This is a genomic window from Blastopirellula marina (assembly GCF_002967765.1).
GTDB classification, from domain to species: domain Bacteria; phylum Planctomycetota; class Planctomycetia; order Pirellulales; family Pirellulaceae; genus Bremerella; species Bremerella marina_A.
The window spans coordinates 122,377-143,311 of record NZ_PUHY01000005.1; the positions used below are offsets into that span (position 1 = coordinate 122,377).

23 protein-coding genes are annotated in these 20,935 nt (G+C 53.2%); 13 read left to right on the top strand and 10 right to left on the bottom strand.

Features of this window, described 5'->3' with window-relative positions; all coding sequences use genetic code 11:
* Positions 1 to 20: 20 nt before the first annotated feature.
* A complete protein-coding gene (locus C5Y83_RS04585; RefSeq protein ID WP_105328482.1) occupies positions 21 to 1,709 on the top strand; it encodes a leucine-rich repeat domain-containing protein in 1,689 nt (562 codons plus the stop codon).
* A 163-nt stretch (positions 1,710 to 1,872) separates the two neighbouring features.
* On the opposite strand, the gene C5Y83_RS29315 is transcribed toward C5Y83_RS04585, so the two are convergent.
* Positions 1,873 to 2,046 carry a hypothetical protein gene (locus C5Y83_RS29315; RefSeq protein ID WP_158262231.1) on the bottom strand — a complete coding sequence of 58 codons (174 nt, stop codon included), beginning with the start codon at positions 2,044 to 2,046 and terminating at the stop codon, positions 1,873 to 1,875.
* A gap of 436 nt (positions 2,047 to 2,482) precedes the next feature.
* Here C5Y83_RS29315 and C5Y83_RS04590 point away from each other — a divergent pair, with 436 nt between their 5' ends.
* Complete coding sequence (locus C5Y83_RS04590; protein ID WP_105328483.1) at positions 2,483 to 3,880, top strand: glutamate decarboxylase; 1,398 nt, start codon at positions 2,483 to 2,485, stop codon at positions 3,878 to 3,880.
* 76 nt (positions 3,881 to 3,956) lie between these two features.
* Here C5Y83_RS04590 and C5Y83_RS04595 read toward each other — a convergent pair whose 3' ends face one another.
* Positions 3,957 to 5,111, bottom strand: coding sequence for a metallophosphoesterase (locus tag C5Y83_RS04595; RefSeq protein ID WP_114304671.1), 1,155 nt, complete (start codon positions 5,109 to 5,111; stop codon positions 3,957 to 3,959).
* A gap of 229 nt (positions 5,112 to 5,340) precedes the next feature.
* On the opposite strand from C5Y83_RS04595, the gene C5Y83_RS04600 reads away from it, so the two are divergent.
* From C5Y83_RS04600 to C5Y83_RS04610, 3 genes are all read left to right on the top strand, one after another.
* Positions 5,341 to 6,780, top strand: a complete 1,440-nt coding sequence (locus C5Y83_RS04600; protein WP_105328485.1) for a neutral/alkaline non-lysosomal ceramidase N-terminal domain-containing protein — start codon at positions 5,341 to 5,343, stop codon at positions 6,778 to 6,780.
* Between the two features lie 26 nt (positions 6,781 to 6,806).
* The gene (locus C5Y83_RS04605) at positions 6,807 to 7,205 is read left to right on the top strand and encodes a hypothetical protein (protein WP_105328486.1); all 399 of its coding nucleotides are present in this window, start codon (positions 6,807 to 6,809) and stop codon (positions 7,203 to 7,205) included.
* Positions 7,206 to 7,279: 74 nt separating this feature from the next.
* Positions 7,280 to 7,795 (top strand): hypothetical protein, encoded by a 516-nt coding sequence (locus C5Y83_RS04610; protein WP_105328487.1) that lies wholly within the window; start codon positions 7,280 to 7,282, stop codon positions 7,793 to 7,795.
* Here C5Y83_RS04610 and C5Y83_RS04615 read toward each other — a convergent pair whose 3' ends face one another.
* From C5Y83_RS04615 to C5Y83_RS04625, 3 genes are all read right to left on the bottom strand, one after another.
* Complete coding sequence (locus tag C5Y83_RS04615; protein ID WP_146117626.1) at positions 7,796 to 8,263, bottom strand: hypothetical protein; 468 nt, start codon at positions 8,261 to 8,263, stop codon at positions 7,796 to 7,798. It abuts the gene before it with no gap.
* On the bottom strand, positions 8,260 to 8,679 hold the full coding sequence (locus C5Y83_RS04620) for a hypothetical protein (protein ID WP_105328489.1): 420 nt from the start codon (positions 8,677 to 8,679) through the stop codon (positions 8,260 to 8,262). The genes C5Y83_RS04615 and C5Y83_RS04620 overlap by 4 nt, the downstream gene beginning before the upstream one ends.
* Before the next feature lie 63 nt (positions 8,680 to 8,742).
* On the bottom strand, positions 8,743 to 9,309 hold the full coding sequence (locus C5Y83_RS04625) for a hypothetical protein (protein WP_105328490.1): 567 nt from the start codon (positions 9,307 to 9,309) through the stop codon (positions 8,743 to 8,745).
* A gap of 97 nt (positions 9,310 to 9,406) precedes the next feature.
* On the opposite strand from C5Y83_RS04625, the gene C5Y83_RS04630 reads away from it, so the two are divergent.
* From C5Y83_RS04630 to C5Y83_RS04645, 4 genes are all read left to right on the top strand, one after another.
* Positions 9,407 to 10,432, top strand: coding sequence for a non-reducing end alpha-L-arabinofuranosidase family hydrolase (locus C5Y83_RS04630; RefSeq protein ID WP_105328491.1), 1,026 nt, complete (start codon positions 9,407 to 9,409; stop codon positions 10,430 to 10,432).
* 249 nt (positions 10,433 to 10,681) lie between these two features.
* The gene (locus tag C5Y83_RS04635; RefSeq protein WP_105328492.1) at positions 10,682 to 11,656 is read left to right on the top strand and encodes a sensor histidine kinase; all 975 of its coding nucleotides are present in this window, start codon (positions 10,682 to 10,684) and stop codon (positions 11,654 to 11,656) included.
* Positions 11,657 to 11,684: 28 nt separating this feature from the next.
* Complete coding sequence (locus C5Y83_RS04640; protein ID WP_105328493.1) at positions 11,685 to 12,467, top strand: response regulator transcription factor; 783 nt, start codon at positions 11,685 to 11,687, stop codon at positions 12,465 to 12,467.
* Between the two features lie 29 nt (positions 12,468 to 12,496).
* Complete coding sequence (locus tag C5Y83_RS04645) at positions 12,497 to 12,940, top strand: tetratricopeptide repeat protein (RefSeq protein ID WP_105328494.1); 444 nt, start codon at positions 12,497 to 12,499, stop codon at positions 12,938 to 12,940.
* On the opposite strand, the gene C5Y83_RS04650 is transcribed toward C5Y83_RS04645, so the two are convergent.
* From C5Y83_RS04650 to C5Y83_RS04665, 4 genes are all read right to left on the bottom strand, one after another.
* Positions 12,937 to 13,389 carry a hypothetical protein gene (locus C5Y83_RS04650; protein WP_105328495.1) on the bottom strand — a complete coding sequence of 151 codons (453 nt, stop codon included), beginning with the start codon at positions 13,387 to 13,389 and terminating at the stop codon, positions 12,937 to 12,939. The two genes, C5Y83_RS04645 and C5Y83_RS04650, sit on opposite strands and share 4 nt — an antisense overlap.
* Positions 13,390 to 13,473: 84 nt before the next feature.
* Positions 13,474 to 14,460, bottom strand: a complete 987-nt coding sequence (locus C5Y83_RS04655) for an acyl-CoA desaturase (protein ID WP_105328496.1) — start codon at positions 14,458 to 14,460, stop codon at positions 13,474 to 13,476.
* Between the two features lie 244 nt (positions 14,461 to 14,704).
* Positions 14,705 to 15,043, bottom strand: coding sequence for a hypothetical protein (locus C5Y83_RS04660; protein WP_105328497.1), 339 nt, complete (start codon positions 15,041 to 15,043; stop codon positions 14,705 to 14,707).
* A 206-nt stretch (positions 15,044 to 15,249) separates the two neighbouring features.
* Positions 15,250 to 16,167, bottom strand: a complete 918-nt coding sequence (locus C5Y83_RS04665) for a DUF1080 domain-containing protein (protein ID WP_105328498.1) — start codon at positions 16,165 to 16,167, stop codon at positions 15,250 to 15,252.
* A 209-nt stretch (positions 16,168 to 16,376) separates the two neighbouring features.
* Here C5Y83_RS04665 and C5Y83_RS04670 point away from each other — a divergent pair, with 209 nt between their 5' ends.
* From C5Y83_RS04670 to C5Y83_RS04685, 4 genes are all read left to right on the top strand, one after another.
* Positions 16,377 to 16,826 carry a TraR/DksA C4-type zinc finger protein gene (locus C5Y83_RS04670; protein WP_105328499.1) on the top strand — a complete coding sequence of 150 codons (450 nt, stop codon included), beginning with the start codon at positions 16,377 to 16,379 and terminating at the stop codon, positions 16,824 to 16,826.
* A gap of 35 nt (positions 16,827 to 16,861) precedes the next feature.
* Positions 16,862 to 17,554, top strand: coding sequence for a hypothetical protein (locus tag C5Y83_RS29555; protein WP_199194985.1), 693 nt, complete (start codon positions 16,862 to 16,864; stop codon positions 17,552 to 17,554).
* 120 nt (positions 17,555 to 17,674) lie between these two features.
* On the top strand, positions 17,675 to 18,565 hold the full coding sequence (locus C5Y83_RS04680; protein ID WP_105328500.1) for a phytanoyl-CoA dioxygenase family protein: 891 nt from the start codon (positions 17,675 to 17,677) through the stop codon (positions 18,563 to 18,565).
* Between the two features lie 125 nt (positions 18,566 to 18,690).
* Positions 18,691 to 19,980: a hypothetical protein gene (locus C5Y83_RS04685; protein WP_146117628.1), complete on the top strand. Its 1,290-nt coding sequence runs from the start codon at positions 18,691 to 18,693 to the stop codon at positions 19,978 to 19,980.
* 8 nt (positions 19,981 to 19,988) lie between these two features.
* Here C5Y83_RS04685 and C5Y83_RS04690 read toward each other — a convergent pair whose 3' ends face one another.
* Complete coding sequence (locus C5Y83_RS04690; protein ID WP_146117629.1) at positions 19,989 to 20,846, bottom strand: CBS domain-containing protein; 858 nt, start codon at positions 20,844 to 20,846, stop codon at positions 19,989 to 19,991.
* Positions 20,847 to 20,935 lie beyond the last annotated feature (89 nt).

Sequence of the window (20,935 nt, forward strand, 5' to 3'; positions counted from 1 at the left end):
AGTAGATTAGGATCTCTTTTTTGCCTAGCTGTTTTCGCCAGTACCGACTTCGCACCTTGCTGCTGTTTTGCACATTGGCAGCGATTTGCTTCGGGCTTATTCGCTGGCGAGTGAGCGCTTCATACCGGCAGCATCAGTTAGCGAATCAAATCGTCGAAAGAAACGGAAGCGTTCGCTGGGAGAACTGGGGACCTGATTGGTTGAATACGGCGTTTGGCAGTTTCTACTTCCGATCAATCATCGAAGTGAATATGAATCACCGTCATATCGAAGATGATGATCTGAAATTGCTGCGCGAGATTTCTTCTCTCGAGGAGCTTAATCTTTCGACTTCCGCGGTCACCGATCGTGGGTTTATCGTCTTGTACGAACTGCCAAGGATTCGCGAGCTAAGAATTGAAGGGACGAATGTAACCAATGAGTGCCTGAAGTATGTGGGAAATCTTCGTAAGCTGGAATCGCTAAACATTCAGAGTACGCAGATTACTGAAGACGGGCTTTTGTATTTGCGAGGAATGCCGAATCTCACAGATTTGCGCGTCAATACTGATGCCTATTGGAAAGGCCCGTTTGAGCTGACCGATACGGGGATCGACCATCTTTCCACACTGCCCAGTTATGAAACGAAGTCGCTGCGTTGCAAAGGCTTATCACAGGAAAGTCTTCAGTGGATTCGAGATCGCTTTACCGGAAACAAGCTTACGCTGATCGAACTACAAGGAGATGCCTGGGCCGATTTCCTTTGGGATCATCCTACGATCACTCACCTTGCGGTTTATCGAAGTGCCATGCAGGACGATCAACTCCGTAAAATGCTACTTGCCAATCGATTGACCCATCTGTATTTGACCGAGGTGCTGGTAAGCGATGCCGGACTTGTCGCTCCAGAAAAGTTAACGCGACTCAAATCGATGAGTCTGCATGGCACACGTATGACCACTTCAAGTTTATTTGCAATCTACGGTGTTCATGCGCGTCAACTTTCCGTGATTGAACAAGCGTATCAAGATCGTAACGCGTCTTTCGCATTGCGTGAAACGATGCATGGGCCTGAGATTTCGTGGGACGATCGGTTTCAGGAAGACGATTGGAAGCTCCTGGAGTTTTGTCCCCATATGCAAACCGTTGTTGTTGGATCGGATAGAAAAGAGCAAAAGTATTATGATTTTGAAGGCCATGAGCTGGAAGAGAAAATGCATCGCACTCCCTGTCAGATCGACGATGAGGCACTAGAAGGAATTGTTCAGCTACCACAACTAATGGAACTCAAATTATCGGGCCTGCAGAGAGTATCCCCCTCTGGCTTGACTGCTTTAGTGAATGCGAAGGATCTGTGGTCGCTTCAATTGACGGCGACTGGAATCACCGACGAGCATCTGAAATCATTGTCACTGTTGGGGAATCTAAAACGGCTTGATCTTAGCGAGAACATGATTACAGACGATGGTATGGCACAGTTAGAGTCGCTACAAAATCTTGAATCACTTGATGTCTCGGACTGTCCGCAACTGAGTGATGAGTCGCTTAAGTCGGTTGCCAAATTGCAGAGCCTATCCACGTTTAAAGCGGCGAATACATCGTTTGGTGACGAAGGCCTCAAGTATCTGTTCAATATGCCTCGCCTGAAGGAGTTGTGGCTTATCAAAACCAAGGCGACGTCGCATGGAATACAGAAGTTAAAAAATAGCTTGCCAAAGCGAAAGCCGTAAGTACGCTATCATCTCGAACCGACTCAGGTTGTAAATGGTTTCACGACAAACGCCCGACGAGGATTGTGTGAAGCAACGGCTACTTCCATCTTCACCGCGACCCGAAGTGCTTCGCTGGCTTCCGTCGTGGTCAACAAAAGTCAGACGTGTAGGTTCGATTCAGTTATTCGTATGCCAGTTGAACCCGTACCCCATATTTGCGGAGTTCGCCGTGGGTGATCGTCGCTTCTAAGCGGTTACCCTTGGTCAGCACATGGTGTATTGAGGCGACTCGCCAGAATGAAATGATCGCCGCGATCGTTGACAGAGTAATCGTCAATACTAATTCACCAATCATGCTCCAGCCCAACACGATGCTCGTCGACAGCTCTCACTGCGGCGCTGAATGTTGGCACTGACGCTTGGCACTACACAGTCAGCACCGCATTGCCGACCGAGAATCAATGGCGGAGGCAGAAGCAAAGCGGATCGTTACGAACAACCGTCATGAGTAAGAACGATTTGCTGGACGGATCGGACATGAATTCGCTACAGGATAAGTGTAGATAGCGAAGCTGAAGGAATCATGAGCCGTATCACCGTGTGCTTCGAAAGGGGCTCATACGCACGCCTCGTTTCGAGGCATCAAAAACTTTGTCACGTTTTCTCGGTCCGGCGGTTACCTGGGAGCTACGTTTGCCCAGGAGATTCATCGTGGTTTTCGGCCCTGCGGCCAGGCAGCAACGCAGACAGCGGTTTCGGTGAAACCGTTTATAACAATTGAGAGGACGATAATGGCTCTGCACGACAAGAACTCGATTCGCGGGAAGATCGAGGACGACGTTTACGCTTCGGTCAACTTATCGGTGAGCGTTCCCAAGTATCGCTTTCCTAAGCACGAGCAAGATCCTCGCCACGCTTACAGTGTCGTCCATGACGAACTGATGCTCGATGGCAACTCGCGTCAGAATCTGGCCACGTTCTGCCAAACTTGGATGGAGCCGGAAGTTCATAAGTTGATGGATGAATGCCTCGACAAGAATATTGTCGATAAGGACGAGTACCCACAAACGGCTGAGATTGAAGCACGCTGTGTCCACATGCTGGGCGATCTGTGGAACTCGCCGGAGGAAGCCAACACTATTGGTTGTTCGACTACCGGTTCCAGCGAAGCGGCCATGCTAGGCGGCTTGGCGATGCTGCGTCGTTGGCAAGCTAAATGCAAGAAACAAGGTAAGCTGGCCGAACGTCCCAATCTGATTACTGGCCCGGTTCAAATCTGCTGGCACAAGTTTGCCCGCTATTGGAATATCGAGCTCCGCGAAGTGCCGATGGAAGGGGATCGCTTGATCCTCACGCCGGACGAAGTGCTGAAACGTTGCGATGAAAACACGATTGGTGTCGTCCCCACATTGGGCGTGACGTTTACATGTCAGTACGAACCGGTCGAAGCTATCGCCAAGGCATTGGACGAGTACGAAGATGCGGTCGGCCACGATATTCCGATTCACGTCGATGCGGCTAGTGGTGGCTTCCTCGCCCCGTTCTGTGCACCCGAAGTGAAGTGGGATTTCCGCTTACCACGCGTGAAATCGATTAACACGTCCGGTCACAAGTTTGGTTTGGCGCCTCTGGGAGTTGGCTGGGTGATTTGGCGAGAGTCGGCGGACCTGCCGGAAGACCTGATCTTCTGGGTTAACTATCTGGGTGGGAACATGCGAGACATCGCGCTGAACTTCTCGCGTCCCGGTGGTCAGGTTGTATGCCAGTACTACAACTTCCTACGCCTTGGCAAGGAAGGCTATCGCAAGATTCAATCGGCTTGCTACGAGACGGCCAGTTACCTGGCAGATGAAATCGGCAAGCTTGGCCCGTTTGAAGTTATTTTTGACGGCAGTGCCCACGCCGGAATTCCGGCGATTTGTTGGAAGCTGACCGAAGATCAAGAACATGGTTTCACGCTGTACGACGTGGCCGATCGTTTGCGGGCTCGTGGCTGGCAGGTCCCTGCCTATTCGCTACCAGCAAATCGTGAAGACTTGGCGATCCAGCGAATTTTAGTTCGCCACGGAGTAAGCCGCGATCTGGCGACCTTGTTGCTGGAAGACATGCAGCGGGCGATCGAGTACTGTCAGAAGCATGCCGGTAAGTTCGACGCTCCGACAGAAGAACAGCTCGCGTTCACGCACTAAGTTAACCACCAGAACCACAGCATGCCTCGATGCGTCGAGGCATGTTGTGCCTGCTGGATGGGTCATTAGGTAATCCCTAGGCCGGCTTCAGCGGCAGCGTGAAGCACCATGACGGATGATTCCACCAAGGGGACTTTCCGGCATCCATCTTAAGGGGCGAGAAGGTCCGCACGGTTAACGTCACACCATCTGGTTCAAACGTTAGCAATCGCATCCAGCCATCGCCACCGTTCCCTTTCTCGGCAGATCCGCCACCAAGTCCTTGGGCGTTGAACAACATTTGATGGACCGGTGTTCCAAAGGCGTTCGGATCGACACGCCGACCGACGTGGCTTCCCATCTCGTGCCCGTTGAGCACCAATTGAAACTGTGGAGCATCGTGGACGAGCGATTGCCACAGATCTTCCCCGTCGTGCGTGTTCCCTTGTTTCCCTGTTGGGTAGGTATGTGGGTTACCACTTCGCTTGCGGTTTCCATCTTGTCCGTCACGTTTCGATTCTGGTGTGACGAAGTCGTGCACCAGTAACATGCCTGTATGATTGCGATACGCTTCGCGATGGACTAATTCCTTTGCCCAGGCAACTGCCTCGCGGCGTGGTCCCCATTCGAGAGCAATGACCAATAGCTTACGGCCATCGGGTAACGCGACTTCGTAGGCAGCATTCTCTAGACTGTGCTGGCCGAGTCCGTTTTTACCGGTCTCGATCAGAATGCCACCCCCCTGCCCGTCCGAAACTAGCTTGTTGCCGTTCAAGGGAAAGTAATCGTTGACTTGGGTTTCACGGGTTTCGGCATTGCGGAACCCGTAATCATGATTTCCAGTAGCGAAGACAACAGGGACTTTGTCTTCCAGCTTGCTAAGTGCTCGCTTGGCACTTTCCCACTGCGACTCAGAATGCTGGTCTCCCCAGCCGCGGCCACCTCCTTCAGCAATATTATTCTGTTCGACGAAGTCCCCTTCGTGCATCACCAAGCTGATCCGCCAGGCATCGAGATGCTCAGCCACCCACTGGCACATCCGCTCGAAGTTGACTTGGTTCTTCCCATACTTGGCGTAGTTCTGCGTATCGGGAAAAACAGCGATGGTCCATCCTTCGCGAATGCCGCGACTCGGATCGGTCGGCAAGTGAAGCGGCGTTGTCTCTGTCGCCATCAAGTGAGTGGTTCCGGCGACTAGCGGCAAGCCTGCCAGACCGGAGAGAAACATACGACGATCGAGTGAATGGGTCATGCTTAGGCAGGCTGTGGTTAGGTGGGAGAGTTATGGTGGGGTGCTGGATATTATTTTGCGCGAAGCTAGGTGATCGTTCAATTGCGGCGAAGCATCGTGCTTCGTTGCCGACGCCCCACTTGAGGTAGAAAACATTTTCTTGACATCGGTTCGGGATCGGATAGTTTGAAGCGATCCCACCCTGCGATGCCCACCCGCCTCACCTCCCTTCATTGACTTGGACGGACTTATGCTTCGATCTTTGCTCGCGATCTTCGTTCTTGCTGTTGGTGTTCTGCTTCTCGGCACGGCTCCGCTTCGTGCGGCCGACAAAGTATTTCAAGCTGGCGCGGCGACCAGCAACATTACACCTCCGCTGGGCGAATTGATCGTGGGAAACTGGGTGCCTGTTCCGGCACAACATATTCACGATGAACTGTTTGCCCGCTGCTTGGTGCTAGACGACGGCGCAACGAAGCTCGCGATTGTGCTGTGCGATAACGTAGGCATTCCGCAGCAAGTATTCGACGAGGCGAAGGCCAAAGTGGAGGAAGCGACCGGTATCCCAGCATCGCATCAGTTGATGGCGGCAACGCATACGCATTCGGCAACCACGGCTCGCGGAAAATCGAAGATGCTCGCCCAAGCCGAACTCACCGATTATCAGAAGTTTATCGTGCAGCGAATTGCCGACGGTGTGCGGCGAGCGACCAATCAGTTGGAGCCAGCGATGATTGGCTGGGGTTCGGCAGAAGAACCGAGCGAAGTGTTTAATCGCCGCTGGTACATGAAGGACTCGGCGCACACGACGAACCCATTCGGCGGTGTCGATCGCGTGCGGATGAATCCTCCTCGCGGTAGCGCGGCGTTGGATCGGCCAGCCGGCCCGACCGATCCGGAAGTCAGCTTTATCACGGTCCAAAGCACCGAAGGGAAACCAATCGCTCTGCTGGCGAACTACTCGCTGCATTATGTTGGCGGGGTGCCTAACGGAGAGGTCTCAGGCGACTACTTTGCCTACTTCGGCAAGTTCATTGAAGAGAAGCTCGGCGCGGGCGACCAGTCTCCAGCGTTCGTCGGCATGCTATCTAACGGGACCAGCGGCGACGTCAACAACATCAACTTCCAAGACAAGAATCCAAAGCGATACGGTCCCTACGAGAAAATGCAGGAAGTCGCCGATAAGGTCGCCACGAAGGTTGCGGCTGCTAACGAGAAGATCACGTTTCACGAATGGGTTCCCCTGGCGGCAGCCGCGACCGCGTTACCCCTGCAAGTTCGCAAGCCGACGAAAGAAATGAAGAAGCATTTTGCCGCTGTCAAAGCCAAGGCGGAAGGGGAACCCACCCAGCACCGTCGCGAGATGATCTATGCCGAACGGATCGACAATTTGAAGGATGCCCCAGATTCCGTTGACGTTCCTTTGCAAGTGCTGCGGATCGGTGATCTGGGGATCACCGCGATTCCGTTTGAAACGTTCACCGAGACGGGACTGGAAATTAAAAGCCGCAGCCCCTTTAAGGATGCGTTCACAATTGAGCTGGCCAACGGTTCGTTTGGCTATTTGCCAACCCCGGAACAGCACCGATTAGGGGGCTACGAGACTTGGCTGGGAACAAATTATGTCGAAGAGAAGGCAACCGTAAAGATCGTTGATACACTGATGAAGCTATCGGATTCCCTGCAATAATCGGTCCTTCGAACTGAGGCGGATGGATGCCAGAGCTTTTCATCGTGCTACATCGCGAGATCCCTGGGTTTGACTCTCAGGTTAACGGGCGGATGCTGTCGGAGCGAGAACCGCTTCTCACACGCCTCGCGAAGACGATCGATGTCGTGCCGTTGATGGAGTTCTTTAGCCAAGATCCCGAAGAAGGAGCAGGATTTCTGGAAGATCTGGGCGTCGATCCGAGCGAAGTCGAGTTGCCAGAGGAAACCTGGTTCTCGTCGCTGCAGGGACTTCAAACCGTTCAAACGCTACGTGATCATCTGCTCGCCCATCCAGCGACGATGCCCGATACGGATCGCATCGTGGAAGAATTAGAAGATTGGATTAGGGTGCTCAACAAGGCTTCCCAGGAAAAGATCCCTTGGCATTTGGCGGTCGATTTTTGAGGAGATTCCGAAATGGGATCATGGTATGTTGGCGTTTCTAATCACCCTTCATGCCTTATCGAAAGTCGAAATCCATGGAACTACCTCCCCCAGTTCAAGCACTCGTGGACGCCATTTCTGCTTTGCCTGGCGTTGCTGGATGTTTCTGCAGTCCAAAGCCTTTGGCCGGGATCGATGTCAGCGATCTGTCACTACCCGGCGAGTTCGGTGATCTGCCGCAAGTAGCGATCATGCGCACCGAAGGTGGTCGCGAGAATGAAGTGATGATTCAGACCGAAGTGATCTTCGATCGTTCGGCTGAAGCGTGGCTCAGCATCGAGTTTCTAGCGTGGTGGGTTCGGGACTGGGCACGCAGCGGGCGCGAAATCCAAATGCGACCGATGGCGCTTCCGCCGAAAGCGTACGATATCCAGCTTGGTCGCACGCTGAAGTTCTTTATCGAATACTTTCTGATCGAAGATGGCGAAGCTTACGAAGATACCTTGGAAGCCGCCGGGGAAATGGCAGAGTCGATTGCGTCGTGCTACGAGCTTTACCAAGATTGTTTTGCCAACCCGGCTGAGTTTACCGGGGATGTGGAGAGTATCTAGTTACGTGGGCGAACCTGTTTCGCTTGCTTGAGGGGCGAAGTAGCCGGCTACATCAAGGATCACGGCTAACGCCCCTAAAAGTAGATTGGCAGCGATTCCCAGGAAGGTGACGACAACGATCGCAATTAACGCCATCGCTAGTAAGTCTTCGAATGGACCTGAGTAGCGAATAATGGCGAAGAAGAAAGCACCTGAGAAGGTTCCACCAATCGACATAATCATGGTTGGTACATGGATGAACGCCTTGAAATTCGGTGGAAACATCGTCTGATTCCAACACAGATGGTCGTAGAAGCTGAGCCAATTGATGTAGGCCGCAAACAGGCTGACGACGATCATCATCGTTAGCGGTGTCCACCACGTCGTATCTTCCAACGCTGAACCAAAATAGATTCCGATCGCTAATCCTAGAGGTAGCGTCAACAGAAACGTGTATTTCGGTTTCATCAGATCCAATCGCCTTCTCATCTGCTTTCGTTTGGCTGTAGCTTAATGTAGCCAGCCAAGTCAAGAATGACGGCGATTAGCCCAACCAAAGCGATTGCGACGACACAGCCAAAGAGGAACGTGATCGAAAGCGACGTGAGCGGATCACTCTCGTTTTCACCTTCTCCTGTCAACGCGACACTGGCGAACAGCAGCCCAAAACCGGTTAACATTCCCACAATACGTAGCACCACTACTAAGTAGATGAGAACGGGCTGGCGAAGTGGCTGCATTCTTCTTTCACGATCCAGTATCAGCAGCGATCCCCAGGCACCGAAGAGTCCGAACCCCATTCCCCATAATATGATCAATGCCCAGTTCAGTTGCATATATGTTGCCAGCAAAAGTCCGGCGACGAGAAAGCAAGGGAAACCAGATTTCGGTGTTAGCTGAATCATGGAAAGTAACTCCAGTGGATCCATTCAGAGTAACATTTTGAGAACCTCTGCAAAACAATTTGGTTATGCAGGAGACAGAATAGACGCTGTCGCGACGACCACCGTCAGACACGCCAGCGCAATCCAAGCAGCTTTCGCCGGAACCGCTTCGACTGTGAAAAGTTGCCTCGGTTCACCCTGGCGATGCCATAGCCAGAAGCCAAGCGGCAAGGTAACGAGGCCGAACAGCCAGAGCAGCCAAATCGGCGAGCCATGCTTCAGCATCTCGCCGGTATCCCCGATCCGTGCGAATGAACCGAGGCCAATGTACGCTCCGTTGGCAACTAAACAGAAACCAGCAAAGAACTGAGCGATTCCCTTACTCCAGCCCGAGCGTCCCGGAATCGCCAACCAGACGAGTATGGGCAGAATGACACCAGCAAGTGGGCCTCCCCACACGACGATGGTTGGATGCGGATTGGGGGAGACATCCGTGCGCGAGATTGCCAACGGATGCAAAACGACCTTTTCGACTGACCCGCCGGTTGCCAGCCCGGCGATCACGTGCCCCAATTCGTGCAGCCCCATCATACCCTGCCAGCAAAGGCCGAGGATACAAACGACAAACAAGTAAGGTGCGAGGCGATTCATGGGATGACGGCCGAAATACTCGAACAGAGATCACTTCTATGATATCGTGAGTTGATCTTCCTGCTTCCCTCTTGTCCGCGATTCAGTGAGATTCCCCATGCTGCGGCTTTTGTTGGTTGTGGTCGTATTATTTCCTTGCGTCGTCCAGGCTGAAGAATCGACTGAGTTTCGCCTGCCAAGCCAATGGATTTGTAGTGCGCCACTGATTAGCCCCGAACAGCGCACAAAAGATCCGAGCCACGCCCAAAAGGACCCGACGGTTGTTTTTCACGACGGCAGGTGGCACGTCTTCATGACAGCGAAGTTAGAGGGACGTTCTGTAATTGAGTATTGTTCATTCGCCAATTGGGAAGAAGCGGACAAATCAGCGCGAACGATCTTGGATGTTAGTGATAGCGACTACTACTGTGCGCCGCAGGTCTTATTCTTCACGCCGCATCAAAAGTGGTATCTCGTTTACCAGGTCGGCGTACCGGGCAACAAGAAGATGATGGTGGCGTATTCCACGACGACCGATATCGCCGACCCGAAGAGCTGGACCAAGGCCGCGCCGATGCTCGATGGCGGGCCTAATGATCCGCGCACTGTCGGTGGCCTTGACTTTTGGGTGATCTGTGACGATGACCGAGCCTACCTCTTCTTTACATCGCTCAACGGCAAAATGTGGCGGATGTGGACCTCGCTCGAGCAATTCCCCAAGGGGATGGACCATTGCGAGCTGGCCTTGGAAGCTAAGATTTTCGAGGCCAGCCACACCTATCGGCTGGCGGGGATGAATAAGTACCTGACAATTATCGAAGAGAATGGTCGACGCTATTTCAAGGCGTTTCTGGCCGATCGTCTCGACGGCACCTGGCAGCCGCTTGCCGTAACGCGTCAACAACCGTTCGCGGCCGATACCAACATTCGCCCAGCCGATGGCGTAACGGCTTGGACGGACAATGTCAGCCATGGTGAACTCGTGCGGGCGAATAATGACCAGACCCTGACCATCGATCCGCACGACTTGCGATTTGTTTTTCAGGGTATGTGGGATAAGGATAAGCAGGACAAATCATATGGGGCGTTCTCTTGGCGGATTGGAATGCTGACGCCTGATTGGGGTGATAAGGCGGACAAGTAATGTCCGCCTCGGCGAATTGACGAATCTGGGTATAATCAAGCAGGTAACAGCCTGTTGAATTTCTCAGATCGGCTACATCATTGAGATTGGGGCGATTGCGGCGTTGTGAATTCCTCGACATATCTAGTGGATATGCCTGCGGACTCACGCCTTGCCCTCGCCCCAATCTAAATGACTCGCTAACGAAGCAGAAAATCAACAGACTGCTGACACTGCTGAACGCTTCTTTGAGAGATCCACTGCCCCACCATGTCTAGTCGCCGTCCGTTAGGTTTGCTCGTCACGATCGCCGTGATCATGATCGTGCTGTTGATCGCGATGATCGTCGGCTGGGTCATTATCACGGTCTTTGCGGCCAAAGAAGATCCAAACTCGGCCACCTTCTACTTCACGTTTCTGCCGATCGGGGCGACCTTTCTGGCAGTGATTCTGGCGGGGGTTGTGTTTTACATGATTCTCTCGATCAAGGCGATCAATCTCAATCAGAGACAAGCAAATTTCATCGATAGCGTGACGCACGAACTGAAGAGCCCAATCGCTTCATTGAAGCTCTACCTGCAGACACTCAATCGTCGCTCGATTCCGCCGGAAAAGGTGGGGGCGTTTTACGAAACGATGCTGGAAGATGTCGAGCGGTTGGATCACCTGATCAATCATCTGCTTGAAGCGGGGCGACTCGATCGACGCCGTGATGATGCCGAGGAAGGTGAGGTGCGGCTTGATAAGGTGCTGGCAGGCTGTGCCCAATCGGTCGCCCTGCTCTACCGGCTGCCGCCGGATACTATCAAGGTGAAGACCGTTCCTTGCACGATGCATGGCCTGCATGGCGATATTGAGATCATCTTTCGAAACTTAATTGACAACGCGGTAAAATATTCGGGGAAAGATCCCGAAGTAAGAGTGCAGCTGCGGGTAAAATACAATGACGAAGCGGTCGTTGAAGTTATCGATAATGGACCAGGTATCCCCATTTCGCAGCGGCGTAAGATTTTCGGCCGTTTTGTGCGTTTGGGGTTAGAGCTTCAGCGCGAGAAGCCCGGTACCGGCCTGGGTTTGTACTTGGTTCGCACCCTGGTGCGGCGAATGCGGGGCGAAGTTCGGGTCAAAGATTCGCCTAAGGGAAGTGGGACGATGTTCGTGGTGACCTTACCGGGGGCAAAAACGCTGGTCGAGTCCCGTGCTAACGAAGAGGCCATGGAGGAAGCCGCTGCCAAAGAGAGATAGCGGACACAAGTAGGAACTTGGGTAGAAGATGAAATCGAACGCTGACACGCACATTCTGGTGGTCGAAGATGAAGAGCATCTCGCGATCGGGATTCGATATAATTTGGAAGCGGAAGGCTACCAGGTATCGGTCGCGGAAGATGGTCGGGCGGCGCTGCGCATCGTAGATGATAACACCGGCCACATTGACCTAGTGATCCTTGACCTCATGTTGCCCGGCATGAGCGGTTATGCCGTCTGCGAGACCTTGCGAAGTAACGGCGAGGACATGCCGATCTTGATCCTCAGTGCTCGCACGCTTTCCGAGGATCGCACGCGCGGCTTCGATGTGGGAGCCGACCAGTACATGATGAAACCGTTCGATCTGGACGAGTTTCTCAGTCGGGTCAAAAACCTGCTGGCGTTACGACGTCGTCGGCAACCGCAGAAAGATCCGGAAGCCGAGCTGATTCATCAATACAGCTTTGGTGACGTCGAGATCGACTTCGACAGCTTTCAAGCGTTCGTTGGTGGCAAACCGATTCGCCTGACACAACTTGAATCGAAACTGCTGCACTACTTCGTCACCCACCCGCAAAGGATTATCCCCAAGCAGGAATTGTTGCGGGAAGTATGGGAGATGCCAGCCAACGTTTCAACCCGCGCGCCTGACCAGTTCATAGCCCGGCTGCGAAAGATGTTTGAAAAGGACAAGTCGAAGCCAAAGTACTTCATCACGATTCGCGATGCAGGCTATCAGTTCATTCCTAACGGGGATGAGGAGGAGAAGGATTCTCTTGACGTCGAGCCCCAAGACGATGGCTCAACATAACTAACCCGAAATCGACTGGAGTGCGATTCATGGAAATGGATCGAGGAACGTTTTATCGAATTCAAAATCATTGTGACGATGGCAACATGATGCTTGAGGGAGACGATTGTGAAGGAGCACTTGTCGCCTTCAATCAAGCCTGGCAGCTTGTCCCCGAGCCGAGAGAACGTTGGGAAGCTTCAACCTGGATATTGGCTTCTATGGGCGATGCTTACTTTAAATTGCAGAAATTTAATAACGCAATCACTTCATTTGCTGACGCGATGCATTGTCCTGGGGGGCTAGGGAATGCGTTCATACATTTGCGTTTGGGGCAGTGTGCGTATGAACTAGGAGACAATAAGCAAGCTGGCGATCAACTTGCCCGGGCTTACATGGCAGAGGGCCGAGATTTGTTTGCTGACGAAGATCCAAAGTACTTCGAATTTCTGAAAACGGTCTTGAAGCCGCCAGTCGGGCAAACGGAACTTTAGAGGGCCGGTAATCTCACGTGACAGTAAACCCCGCCGTGATGATAGATTGTCAGCGTACGGCTGGTCTCGCCAAGCATAATGACGTCGCTATCGAAGAAGGTGCCGACTGTCTTATCGTCTAATTCGAGATTTGCCGGATAGGCGCTGACGAACTCGCCGAGTCGCTCGGCGGGACACGACAGATAGGAAATGCCGTGCGTCGAGCAAGCTTCGGTCTCGATCAGCAGCAACCCTTGATGGCCAACCTCGTGCATGTTGAGCAAGGCCAGAATCTCAATGTCATCCATCTCTGAGCTTTCCAATTCCCAATCGGTTTTGCCTAAGCGATGGATAACGAAGGAAACGTCGGATTCTTCCAGTGCTTGGATGACGTTATCTACCGTCACATGAAACGCTGTCGGAATGATTCGTTGGGCGGACGGCAACAGCCGATGGAGAGCTTCAATCATTGGGATTTATATGAGCGCAAAAAAGATGGCTGTCACCTTTGTGTGGTGCAGCCATCTTAATTGTCCATCAGATGCGAGGCGAACTTAGACCTTCAACGCCCCATCCTTGGTCTTTTGCTTGTAGTCGACCACATCCCAGACCATGCCCGTCATTCGCATGACGCGGATAACATTCCAGGTAAGATCGAATTCCCACCACTTGTGGCCATGCACAGCCATGCGGGGATAAGCATGGTGGTTGTTGTGCCAGCCTTCGCCGAAGGCAGCCAAGCCAACCCACCAGAGATTGGTGCTTTTGTCGGTCGTTTCGTAGTTGCGGTAGCCCCACATGTGCGTGGCCGAGTTCACGAACCAGGTGACGTGCAGCAGGACCGTCAAGCGGAGGAACATGCCGTAGACAACCATCGAGATGCCGGTGTACCAACCACCAATCGCGTAGCCGATGCCAAGCAAAGCAGCACCCAATAGCAAGTGCCAGACGATGAAGGTCTTGTGGAAGAACCAGATGACCTTGTCTTTGCGAAGGTCAGGTCCCCAACGCATGTGCAGTTCGTCTTTTTGTGGACCGGTGTGGTGTGGGAAGAGCCAGATGATATGAGCCCACCAGGCACCATCAAGCGGCGAATGAGGATCGTCTTCTTTGTCGCTATGGGCGTGATGTTTACGGTGAGTAGCAACCCAGTCCAGGGCCGAACCTTCGCCTGACAACTGACCGATGAACGCCAACGCCCAGCGAACCGGCTTGGTGGTCTTAAAACCAGCGTGCGTCAGGTAGCGGTGCAGACCGAGCGTCACGCCGACACAACCAGTGAAGTAGTACAGGAAGATACCAGTGAACAAGCCAGACCACGTAAAGCAGAATGGAGCGGCCAAGGCGCCAACATGGATCAGGGCGATCCAAATGATCGTAGGCCAGGCTCCACCGTGGCGGAAACGCTGCGACATCGGCTTGGATTGTCGCGGGCGGTTCGGCTGGTTCTTGCGGTTCTTAATATTACGAGGTTTACGCTTCTCGGCGAGATTGCTTTCGCCCAACAGCGATGGATCATCTTTTTCAGTTACGATCGACATGGGTATTCCTTCAATCTCGATCAGTGCGGGGGAGAGTAACAAAGAGCATCCTTTAGCAGTCCGGCTGAAGAGTTGCTCTGATGCGAGAATTGTAAGAGGAATCGTCTCGGCTAGGGTAAACGGCGTGTCGAAGCTGTGTAATAGTTATGTAAATGCGGCCTATCACACGAGTTACAGCCCCTGACCCAGGCTTGCAGACTGCCTCAAGGTGGGGGTTTTTGCGGCATTTGGGGGGAATGCAGAGCTAGCGATCCCCTTTGGCTGGTTGCTTAATGGGCCACGGCTTTGCTTCTGAGGGCGTAAATGACAGGTCGCTGTAGAGCGTGTAGTGCGTTCCGGGACCGCGGGTGGCAATGGGGCCGTTCTTACGAAGAGTTTCCTCCATTTGCTCTTTGGTGACCGTCCATTCGCCGAGAATCCCGACAGCATAAGCTTCCTGCCCGCGAAGTTCCCCCGGCGGATAGGCGATCGCCACACCGAGTATATCCGGTATTTTTGTATTGGAGACTTTGCCGCGAATCGCAACTAACTTTCCCACGTACTTCCTAAATTCTTTACCTGTCGTAAGTAGCGGAGGGGTCATTCACAACGCCTTTGGACGAAACGCTTCATCTAGTTGCGTGTTTGATTCATCGCCTAGAACCGGGGAGACGCAGACCGAAAATGAGCAAATTACCAAAACAAGGACACGAACAAGCATGAAAGATTATCCTGCTTAAAAAAAGCGACGCACCCGTTCCGAGTGCGTCGCGTGTTGGTTTGCTGCTTCTTACGAGAACTACTGAGGCGTTACTTCTCTTCCTTGGTAGCTTTTTCTGGCTTCGTTTCGCCATCGGTTTTTGCTTCGTCTTTCGTCTCGGCTGGCACTTCCGACTTTTCTTCTGGGGTGGCCGAGGTTTCTTCCGCGGGGGCGGCTTTCATTTTCTCTGTGTGCCAGTCGGCCTTGTAGCGAACCATCTCCGTGTCTTCAGGAACGAAGGTCGGCTCGATTGGCTTGATTTCCCGAACCCACATGTTGCGGAACTTCACAGGGTTGCCATGGAACTGGAGGCTGAGGCTCCCTTTTTCACCGTGCGGTTCATAAGCTGGTGGCTTGTGCCAGTTGGTGCTTCCGCGGACCGGATAGCTGTTCTGCAGCACGACACCATTATGGATCACGGTGACATGAGCCGGAGCGATCACATCCCCTTTTTCGTCTCGCACCGGACGATTAAAGATGATGTCATACGTGTTCCACTCGCCTGGCTTCTTCATCGCATTGACCATCGGAGGCGATTGCTTGTAGACAGCACCGGCTTGGCCGTCAAAGTAAGTGGCGTTGTCGTACGAGTCGAGAATCTGGATCTCGTACTTGCCCATGAAGAAGAGCCCGCTGTTACCGCGGCCCTGACCTTTTCCCTTCACTTCTTCAGGGGCGGCCCATTCCAGGTGAACTTGCACGTCACCAAACTTCTCTTTGGTTTCGATCCCCCCTTTGGCAGCCGTGGCGACACCGTCTTCAAACTTCCACTGATCGCCACCCTTCCAAGCCGACATACCGTCGGTACCGATCAATACCGTCGCATCGGAAGGTGCATCGGATGGCTTTTCGCCAGGGGTCACGACTTGTGGTTCGGGCCATTCGATTCCGCTGAGGAATTCCTGAGCGTGGGCAAACGAAGCCAAACCAAGGCAACAAGCCAAAGACAGAAAAATACGTGTCGACATGAATGGTGCTCTCCGAGGGAGGGGATTTTTGCAACAATACGGGATGAAGTGGACGGTTGATTCGCCAAGATGGATCCGCCATCTACTTTTGGATCCGCTCGCCCCATAATGGGGGAGAGGACGGGTGGTTGTGGGATTTTCTATCTTAACTTGCCCCCGGTCTGAAAACGATAGCCTAACTGCACGGCGGTTGATTGCCCCGATATTTCATGCTGAGAGAAATTAGTTGCCCTGATTGTCACTGGCACCGCTTGGTCGCCACGGGGGAGAAACTACGGCTTTTGCACCAGGTTGGAATGCTGCGCCGGGAAGAAAATCCTGATTCGGCAATCATTGAAGAATTATTTGAGCGGAACGGCAGCAAGCTCGTTTGCGGCGAATGTGGCCGAGTTGGGCTGCGGATCGATTACCCGCGAGACGACGAAGAAGATTGGGGGGATGGTCGCGTTTGCGAGCAATGCCGAAAGACGATTCCTGCCGAGCGGTTAGAGATCTTTCCGGACACGAAGATTTGCGTTGCTTGTCAGCAAAAAGATGACGACGGCGAAGATGACACGATGCCCGACTATTGCCCGAAATGTGGCGAGATCATGACATCCGGCACTTCGCGCGGCGGTGGACTGACTCGCTATCGAATACGATGCCCCCGATGTGGCTAAGTGACGGCTCACACCCCTTTCTGAATGAGAGACTGATGCGTTCCTTTTTCCTTTTATCACTGATCCTGCTGCTTTCTGGTTGCTTCGTGAAGCCTCCGAGTCAGGAGGAGCAGAAAGCTGGTGAGTCAAGCTTTGAGAGTCAGTTGCAAGATGTTGAGACTGGCGTTACCGATAGCATTCACGTCGTAAAATCCGAGGTTCCTCTCGAACAATTACAAGCGTTGTCGAAGGCCAAGACGCTTCGCGAACTGCGACTCGATCAAACCGCGGTAACCGATGCTGAAGCGGAAACCATCGCCCAGATCGAAAGCCTGGAGATCGTCAACTTGCCGGCTAGTGCATTGACCGATGAGGGACTCGCCAAAATCGCCGCACTGCCGAAGTTGGAACTATTACGAGTCGGATCACCCCAATTAACGGATGCGGCAATCGAAAAGATTAGCGAAAGTAAGACGATCCTCTACTTGCATCTGATCGATAGCCCGATCACGGATGCGGCTGTGCCTTCGTTGGCCAAAATCGAGCAACTGCAGTCATTCTATGCAGATGGTACCCAGTTGACCGACGATGGGATGTCGGAACTCGTCAAAACGCGTCCCAAGTTGCACATTCACTTCAATGACCTGCATCCGGCCGGCAGCCAGGCAGATCATTCGCATGACCATTCTCATGACGATGGGCATGATCACTCGCACGACCACGATCATAGCCACGACCATTCCCATTAACCTGGGCCAAGCAAAGCATGGTCGCTCGGCTCGATGACTTGATTTCCCAACGCAGGCTTGCGATAAACAAGCCTGCTTCTGATTACCCGCCCCGCCCTCTTCCGCAGTGAGAATCTCCCCATGGCCCGAGACTGGTCTGAACTTCATGAGCTTGCCACCGATTTGTTTTCCTGGCCGACCGATGCCGCCGGTTGGGAGCCGTATCGATTATCGAAAGATCAGATCGATACCTTCCACGAGCAAGGTTTTCTCGCCGGCGTGAAGATCTTGAATGATGAGCAGATCGAAGCACTGAAGTCGGAACTGGCAGAGTTCTTCGAGGCGGATCACGAGGGGCAAGAGCTGTGGTACGAGTATCACACCAACGAGTCGACCATTCCGGAAACAGTTCTCTTTCACGCGCTGGGGGCGTGGCGACTTCGGCCCGCATTTCATGACGTGTTGTGGGCACCGGGCTTCGTGATGGCGGCCAGCCAGTTATTGGGTGGTTCCGTCCGATTTTGGCACGATCAGCTTTTTTGTAAGCCCGCTAAGCATGGTGGCGTGGTGGCCTGGCACCAAGATTACTCGTATTGGACGCGCACCAAACCGATCGCTCACCTCACTTGTTGGATCGGTTTGGACGATGCGACCAATGAGAACGGCTGCGTGCAGTACATCCCGGGAAGTCACAAGTGGGACTTGCTGCCGATCACCGGCTTGGCGGGCAACATGGAAGCAATTCGCGAAGTGTTGAATGACGAGCAGTGGGAACAATTTCAGCATCCGGTAGCTGCTGAGCTGAAAACTGGCGAAGCGACGTTCCATCATGCCTTGACCGTGCACGGTTCATTCGAAAATCGCATTGATCGCCCACGCCGCGCTGTCGTGGTGAACGCCTTCCGCGACGGGGTCGTCAGCGACAAGAATGAAGAACTGCTGACCGGCGTACCACCGATTGCTCAAGGACAAAAGATGGAAGGTCAGTTCTTCCCTCTTCTATTTGATCCGAGTTCGATCGGCTCGACCTAGGCTTCCAACGCCGCTCGATGAAAAGTTTCTTGTCAATTTTGCAGAACGTTCCTACGATACGGTGGGCTGTTCTGTTAGGCCCGTAAGACGCTTTTCTTGATGTTCGCAGGCGCGGGGAGTGGTTCGTGATATTGAAAACCCCAAGGATTCTCTCGTGGACAGCGGCTTTTGCTTGTTGTCTTGCTCTTGGTGTGCCCGGTGCGTCGCAAGTCGCGGAAGCAAACGATGCCCATGCATTGGTTGAATTGCTTCTCAAAGATGGTTGGCAAGTCGGACCCGACGGAATGGATGTGGTTCGGCGGGGTAAAGTAACCGCCCAGCAATTGCGCGACCCGGATGTCTTTTATGCGACCGGCTTAGCTTTCTTACGACATCATCAATACGACGAAGCGGCCGCAGCATTTGCCGCAGCGATTGAAGTTGACGACAAGCACTATCCAAGTTGGCGCGGCCTAATTTGGGTGCGAACGCTACAAGAGAAGTTTGATACGGCGCTTGTCCAAGTGATGCGGCTGGGTAAAGGGATGCCTACGTCTGAATTGAACGGAACGGACGAAACCGAAGTGGTCGAGACAATCCGCATGCTCGGACGACTGTTTGGCTTTTATGAAGGGCCTCGCTCTGGCGATGTTTCATCCGCCTTGGTTCAGCGAGCACGCGATGCGATCACCCCGGCCCTGGTGGGCAAACGTCAGGTCGAGTTTGACAACAACTTTCAGGACGTAACCACCCTGTTCACTGCCTCGACATCCGAGCAACAAGACGCCAAGGACGACGCGTTGCAGAAGGAGCAGATGCAGAAGATGCAAACGGAACAGGAGATCGCGATTCGACGCAAGCAGATCGAAATTGATAAACAACAAGCTTCGGATCGGATCGATCAATTGCGCAGCGACTGGGCGCAAGAACAACAGAAGTTCGATCAGGCAGAAGCCCCGCTTAATGTGTCGATCGGGCAGCTTGAAGCTCAACAGCGCGTCATCCGACGCGAATTGTCGCTCCTGGTCGACGATATCTTTCGCCTTAATGAAGAGCTGAATAAAACAAAAGAACCGACGCGGCGGGATCGGCTACAACGCGAGATCTTCCGTTTGGAACGTTTGGTGAACAACTACGAGCGCGATCTGACTCTGGTCCAAGCCGAGGGGCGACGGTTGACCTCCGGTCGTGATGTATTGCGTACGCGTCGCCTGCAAACGCAGCAACAGTTCGAGGCTGAGATCAAACAGAACAACGATCGAAAGCAAGATTTGGATCGTGCTGAGAAGCGAGTCGATTTGGAAGCACGCCGTAACAACCGACCCGCGGTCGGCAATACGGCTAAGGTGCGAGTGCTTTCAGCGAAGGCCAGCAGTCTTCGAACGTACGCTGACTTTCCTCTGGAAGTCGAACGGCTCACTTTGCTGGGCAAGTGAGCTTTCCATCAGTTGAGGTTCGCTTCGTATTCCGCTAGGTAAGCCAGGATGTGTTCTTGCGAGATCACGCCGGTCTCTAAGGCGTCGCGACCACGAACCATCACCACCGTCGCTTGCTCTTCCTGCATCCACTGGGCAACGCTGCCGAGTGTCGCACAACTCGGGACATGATGCGTTGAGCAAATCATGTCGATCGCGCGTGTGGCTTTCGTCTGAGTTTGGGAGAAAAGGGTCTGAGCGATCTCGCGGCATTTGTAGCGGCGAAGATCACGATCGGAAAGAACCCCTAGAGCACAGTCTCCTTGGGTGACGATGCAGTATTTGGCTCGTTCGCACAATAACTCGACCCGCATGTCGTCAAGAGTGGCTTCCGAGTCGAACAATACGGGGGTCTTGTCATAAACCTCAGTAACGGGAAGTTCTTTGGCGGGATGGGCGCTCAACGAGAACTCTCGAATGAAGTCACTGGTCGTGATCATTCCCAGGATTCTTTCTTCCTTGATCACTGGCAGCGAATGAAAGCCATGTTGCAGGAAACGGGATAACGCGGTGAAACCTTTTTCTTGGGAATCGATCGTCACGACTCGCTTCTGCATGAATTCAGAGACCGACAAACGCAGCGATTCTCGCGGCATTTGAAACGTTTCGGAAGCTGCTTCTCGTTCGGAAGCGGCCCGCACGATATCTTGATCGGAGATGATGCCAATTAGTTTCTTGTCCAGATCAACGACCGGCCAGTGGTGGAAGCCGGTGGAGTAAAGGCGTTCCAACAGCTCGTCCAACTGTGTCTCAGGCCGGATGCAAATTGGATTAAAGGTAACCAACGACTCGAGGCCGTGGCTAAGAAACGTTTCACTGACGATCATGATATCGTTCTGTCCCAATAGGCTTTTCTGGCAAGGTAATGCCTGTGAAAGTCTACGGTTTAGCCCGCTTTCGTGCGGTTTGGACCACA

Bases quoted from the DNA above. Each gene is read 5' to 3' on its own strand.
- C5Y83_RS29315 (WP_158262231.1), bottom strand. From the start codon at position 2,046: ATGATTGGTGAATTAGTATTGACGATTACTCTGTCAACGATCGCGGCG.
- C5Y83_RS04590 (WP_105328483.1), top strand. From the start codon at position 2,483: ATGGCTCTGCACGACAAGAACTCGATTCGCGGGAAGATCGAGGACGAC.
- C5Y83_RS04595 (WP_114304671.1), bottom strand. From the start codon at position 5,111: ATGACCCATTCACTCGATCGTCGTATGTTTCTCTCCGGTCTGGCAGGC.
- C5Y83_RS04600 (WP_105328485.1), top strand. From the start codon at position 5,341: ATGCTTCGATCTTTGCTCGCGATCTTCGTTCTTGCTGTTGGTGTTCTG.
- C5Y83_RS04605 (WP_105328486.1), top strand. From the start codon at position 6,807: ATGCCAGAGCTTTTCATCGTGCTACATCGCGAGATCCCTGGGTTTGAC.
- C5Y83_RS04610 (WP_105328487.1), top strand. From the start codon at position 7,280: ATGGAACTACCTCCCCCAGTTCAAGCACTCGTGGACGCCATTTCTGCT.
- C5Y83_RS04615 (WP_146117626.1), bottom strand. From the start codon at position 8,263: ATGAGAAGGCGATTGGATCTGATGAAACCGAAATACACGTTTCTGTTG.
- C5Y83_RS04620 (WP_105328489.1), bottom strand. From the start codon at position 8,679: ATGATTCAGCTAACACCGAAATCTGGTTTCCCTTGCTTTCTCGTCGCC.
- C5Y83_RS04625 (WP_105328490.1), bottom strand. From the start codon at position 9,309: ATGAATCGCCTCGCACCTTACTTGTTTGTCGTTTGTATCCTCGGCCTT.
- C5Y83_RS04630 (WP_105328491.1), top strand. From the start codon at position 9,407: ATGCTGCGGCTTTTGTTGGTTGTGGTCGTATTATTTCCTTGCGTCGTC.
- C5Y83_RS04635 (WP_105328492.1), top strand. From the start codon at position 10,682: ATGTCTAGTCGCCGTCCGTTAGGTTTGCTCGTCACGATCGCCGTGATC.
- C5Y83_RS04640 (WP_105328493.1), top strand. From the start codon at position 11,685: ATGAAATCGAACGCTGACACGCACATTCTGGTGGTCGAAGATGAAGAG.
- C5Y83_RS04645 (WP_105328494.1), top strand. From the start codon at position 12,497: ATGGAAATGGATCGAGGAACGTTTTATCGAATTCAAAATCATTGTGAC.
- C5Y83_RS04650 (WP_105328495.1), bottom strand. From the start codon at position 13,389: ATGATTGAAGCTCTCCATCGGCTGTTGCCGTCCGCCCAACGAATCATT.
- C5Y83_RS04655 (WP_105328496.1), bottom strand. From the start codon at position 14,460: ATGTCGATCGTAACTGAAAAAGATGATCCATCGCTGTTGGGCGAAAGC.
- C5Y83_RS04660 (WP_105328497.1), bottom strand. From the start codon at position 15,043: ATGACCCCTCCGCTACTTACGACAGGTAAAGAATTTAGGAAGTACGTG.
- C5Y83_RS04665 (WP_105328498.1), bottom strand. From the start codon at position 16,167: ATGTCGACACGTATTTTTCTGTCTTTGGCTTGTTGCCTTGGTTTGGCT.
- C5Y83_RS04670 (WP_105328499.1), top strand. From the start codon at position 16,377: ATGCTGAGAGAAATTAGTTGCCCTGATTGTCACTGGCACCGCTTGGTC.
- C5Y83_RS29555 (WP_199194985.1), top strand. From the start codon at position 16,862: ATGCGTTCCTTTTTCCTTTTATCACTGATCCTGCTGCTTTCTGGTTGC.
- C5Y83_RS04680 (WP_105328500.1), top strand. From the start codon at position 17,675: ATGGCCCGAGACTGGTCTGAACTTCATGAGCTTGCCACCGATTTGTTT.
- C5Y83_RS04690 (WP_146117629.1), bottom strand. From the start codon at position 20,846: ATGATCGTCAGTGAAACGTTTCTTAGCCACGGCCTCGAGTCGTTGGTT.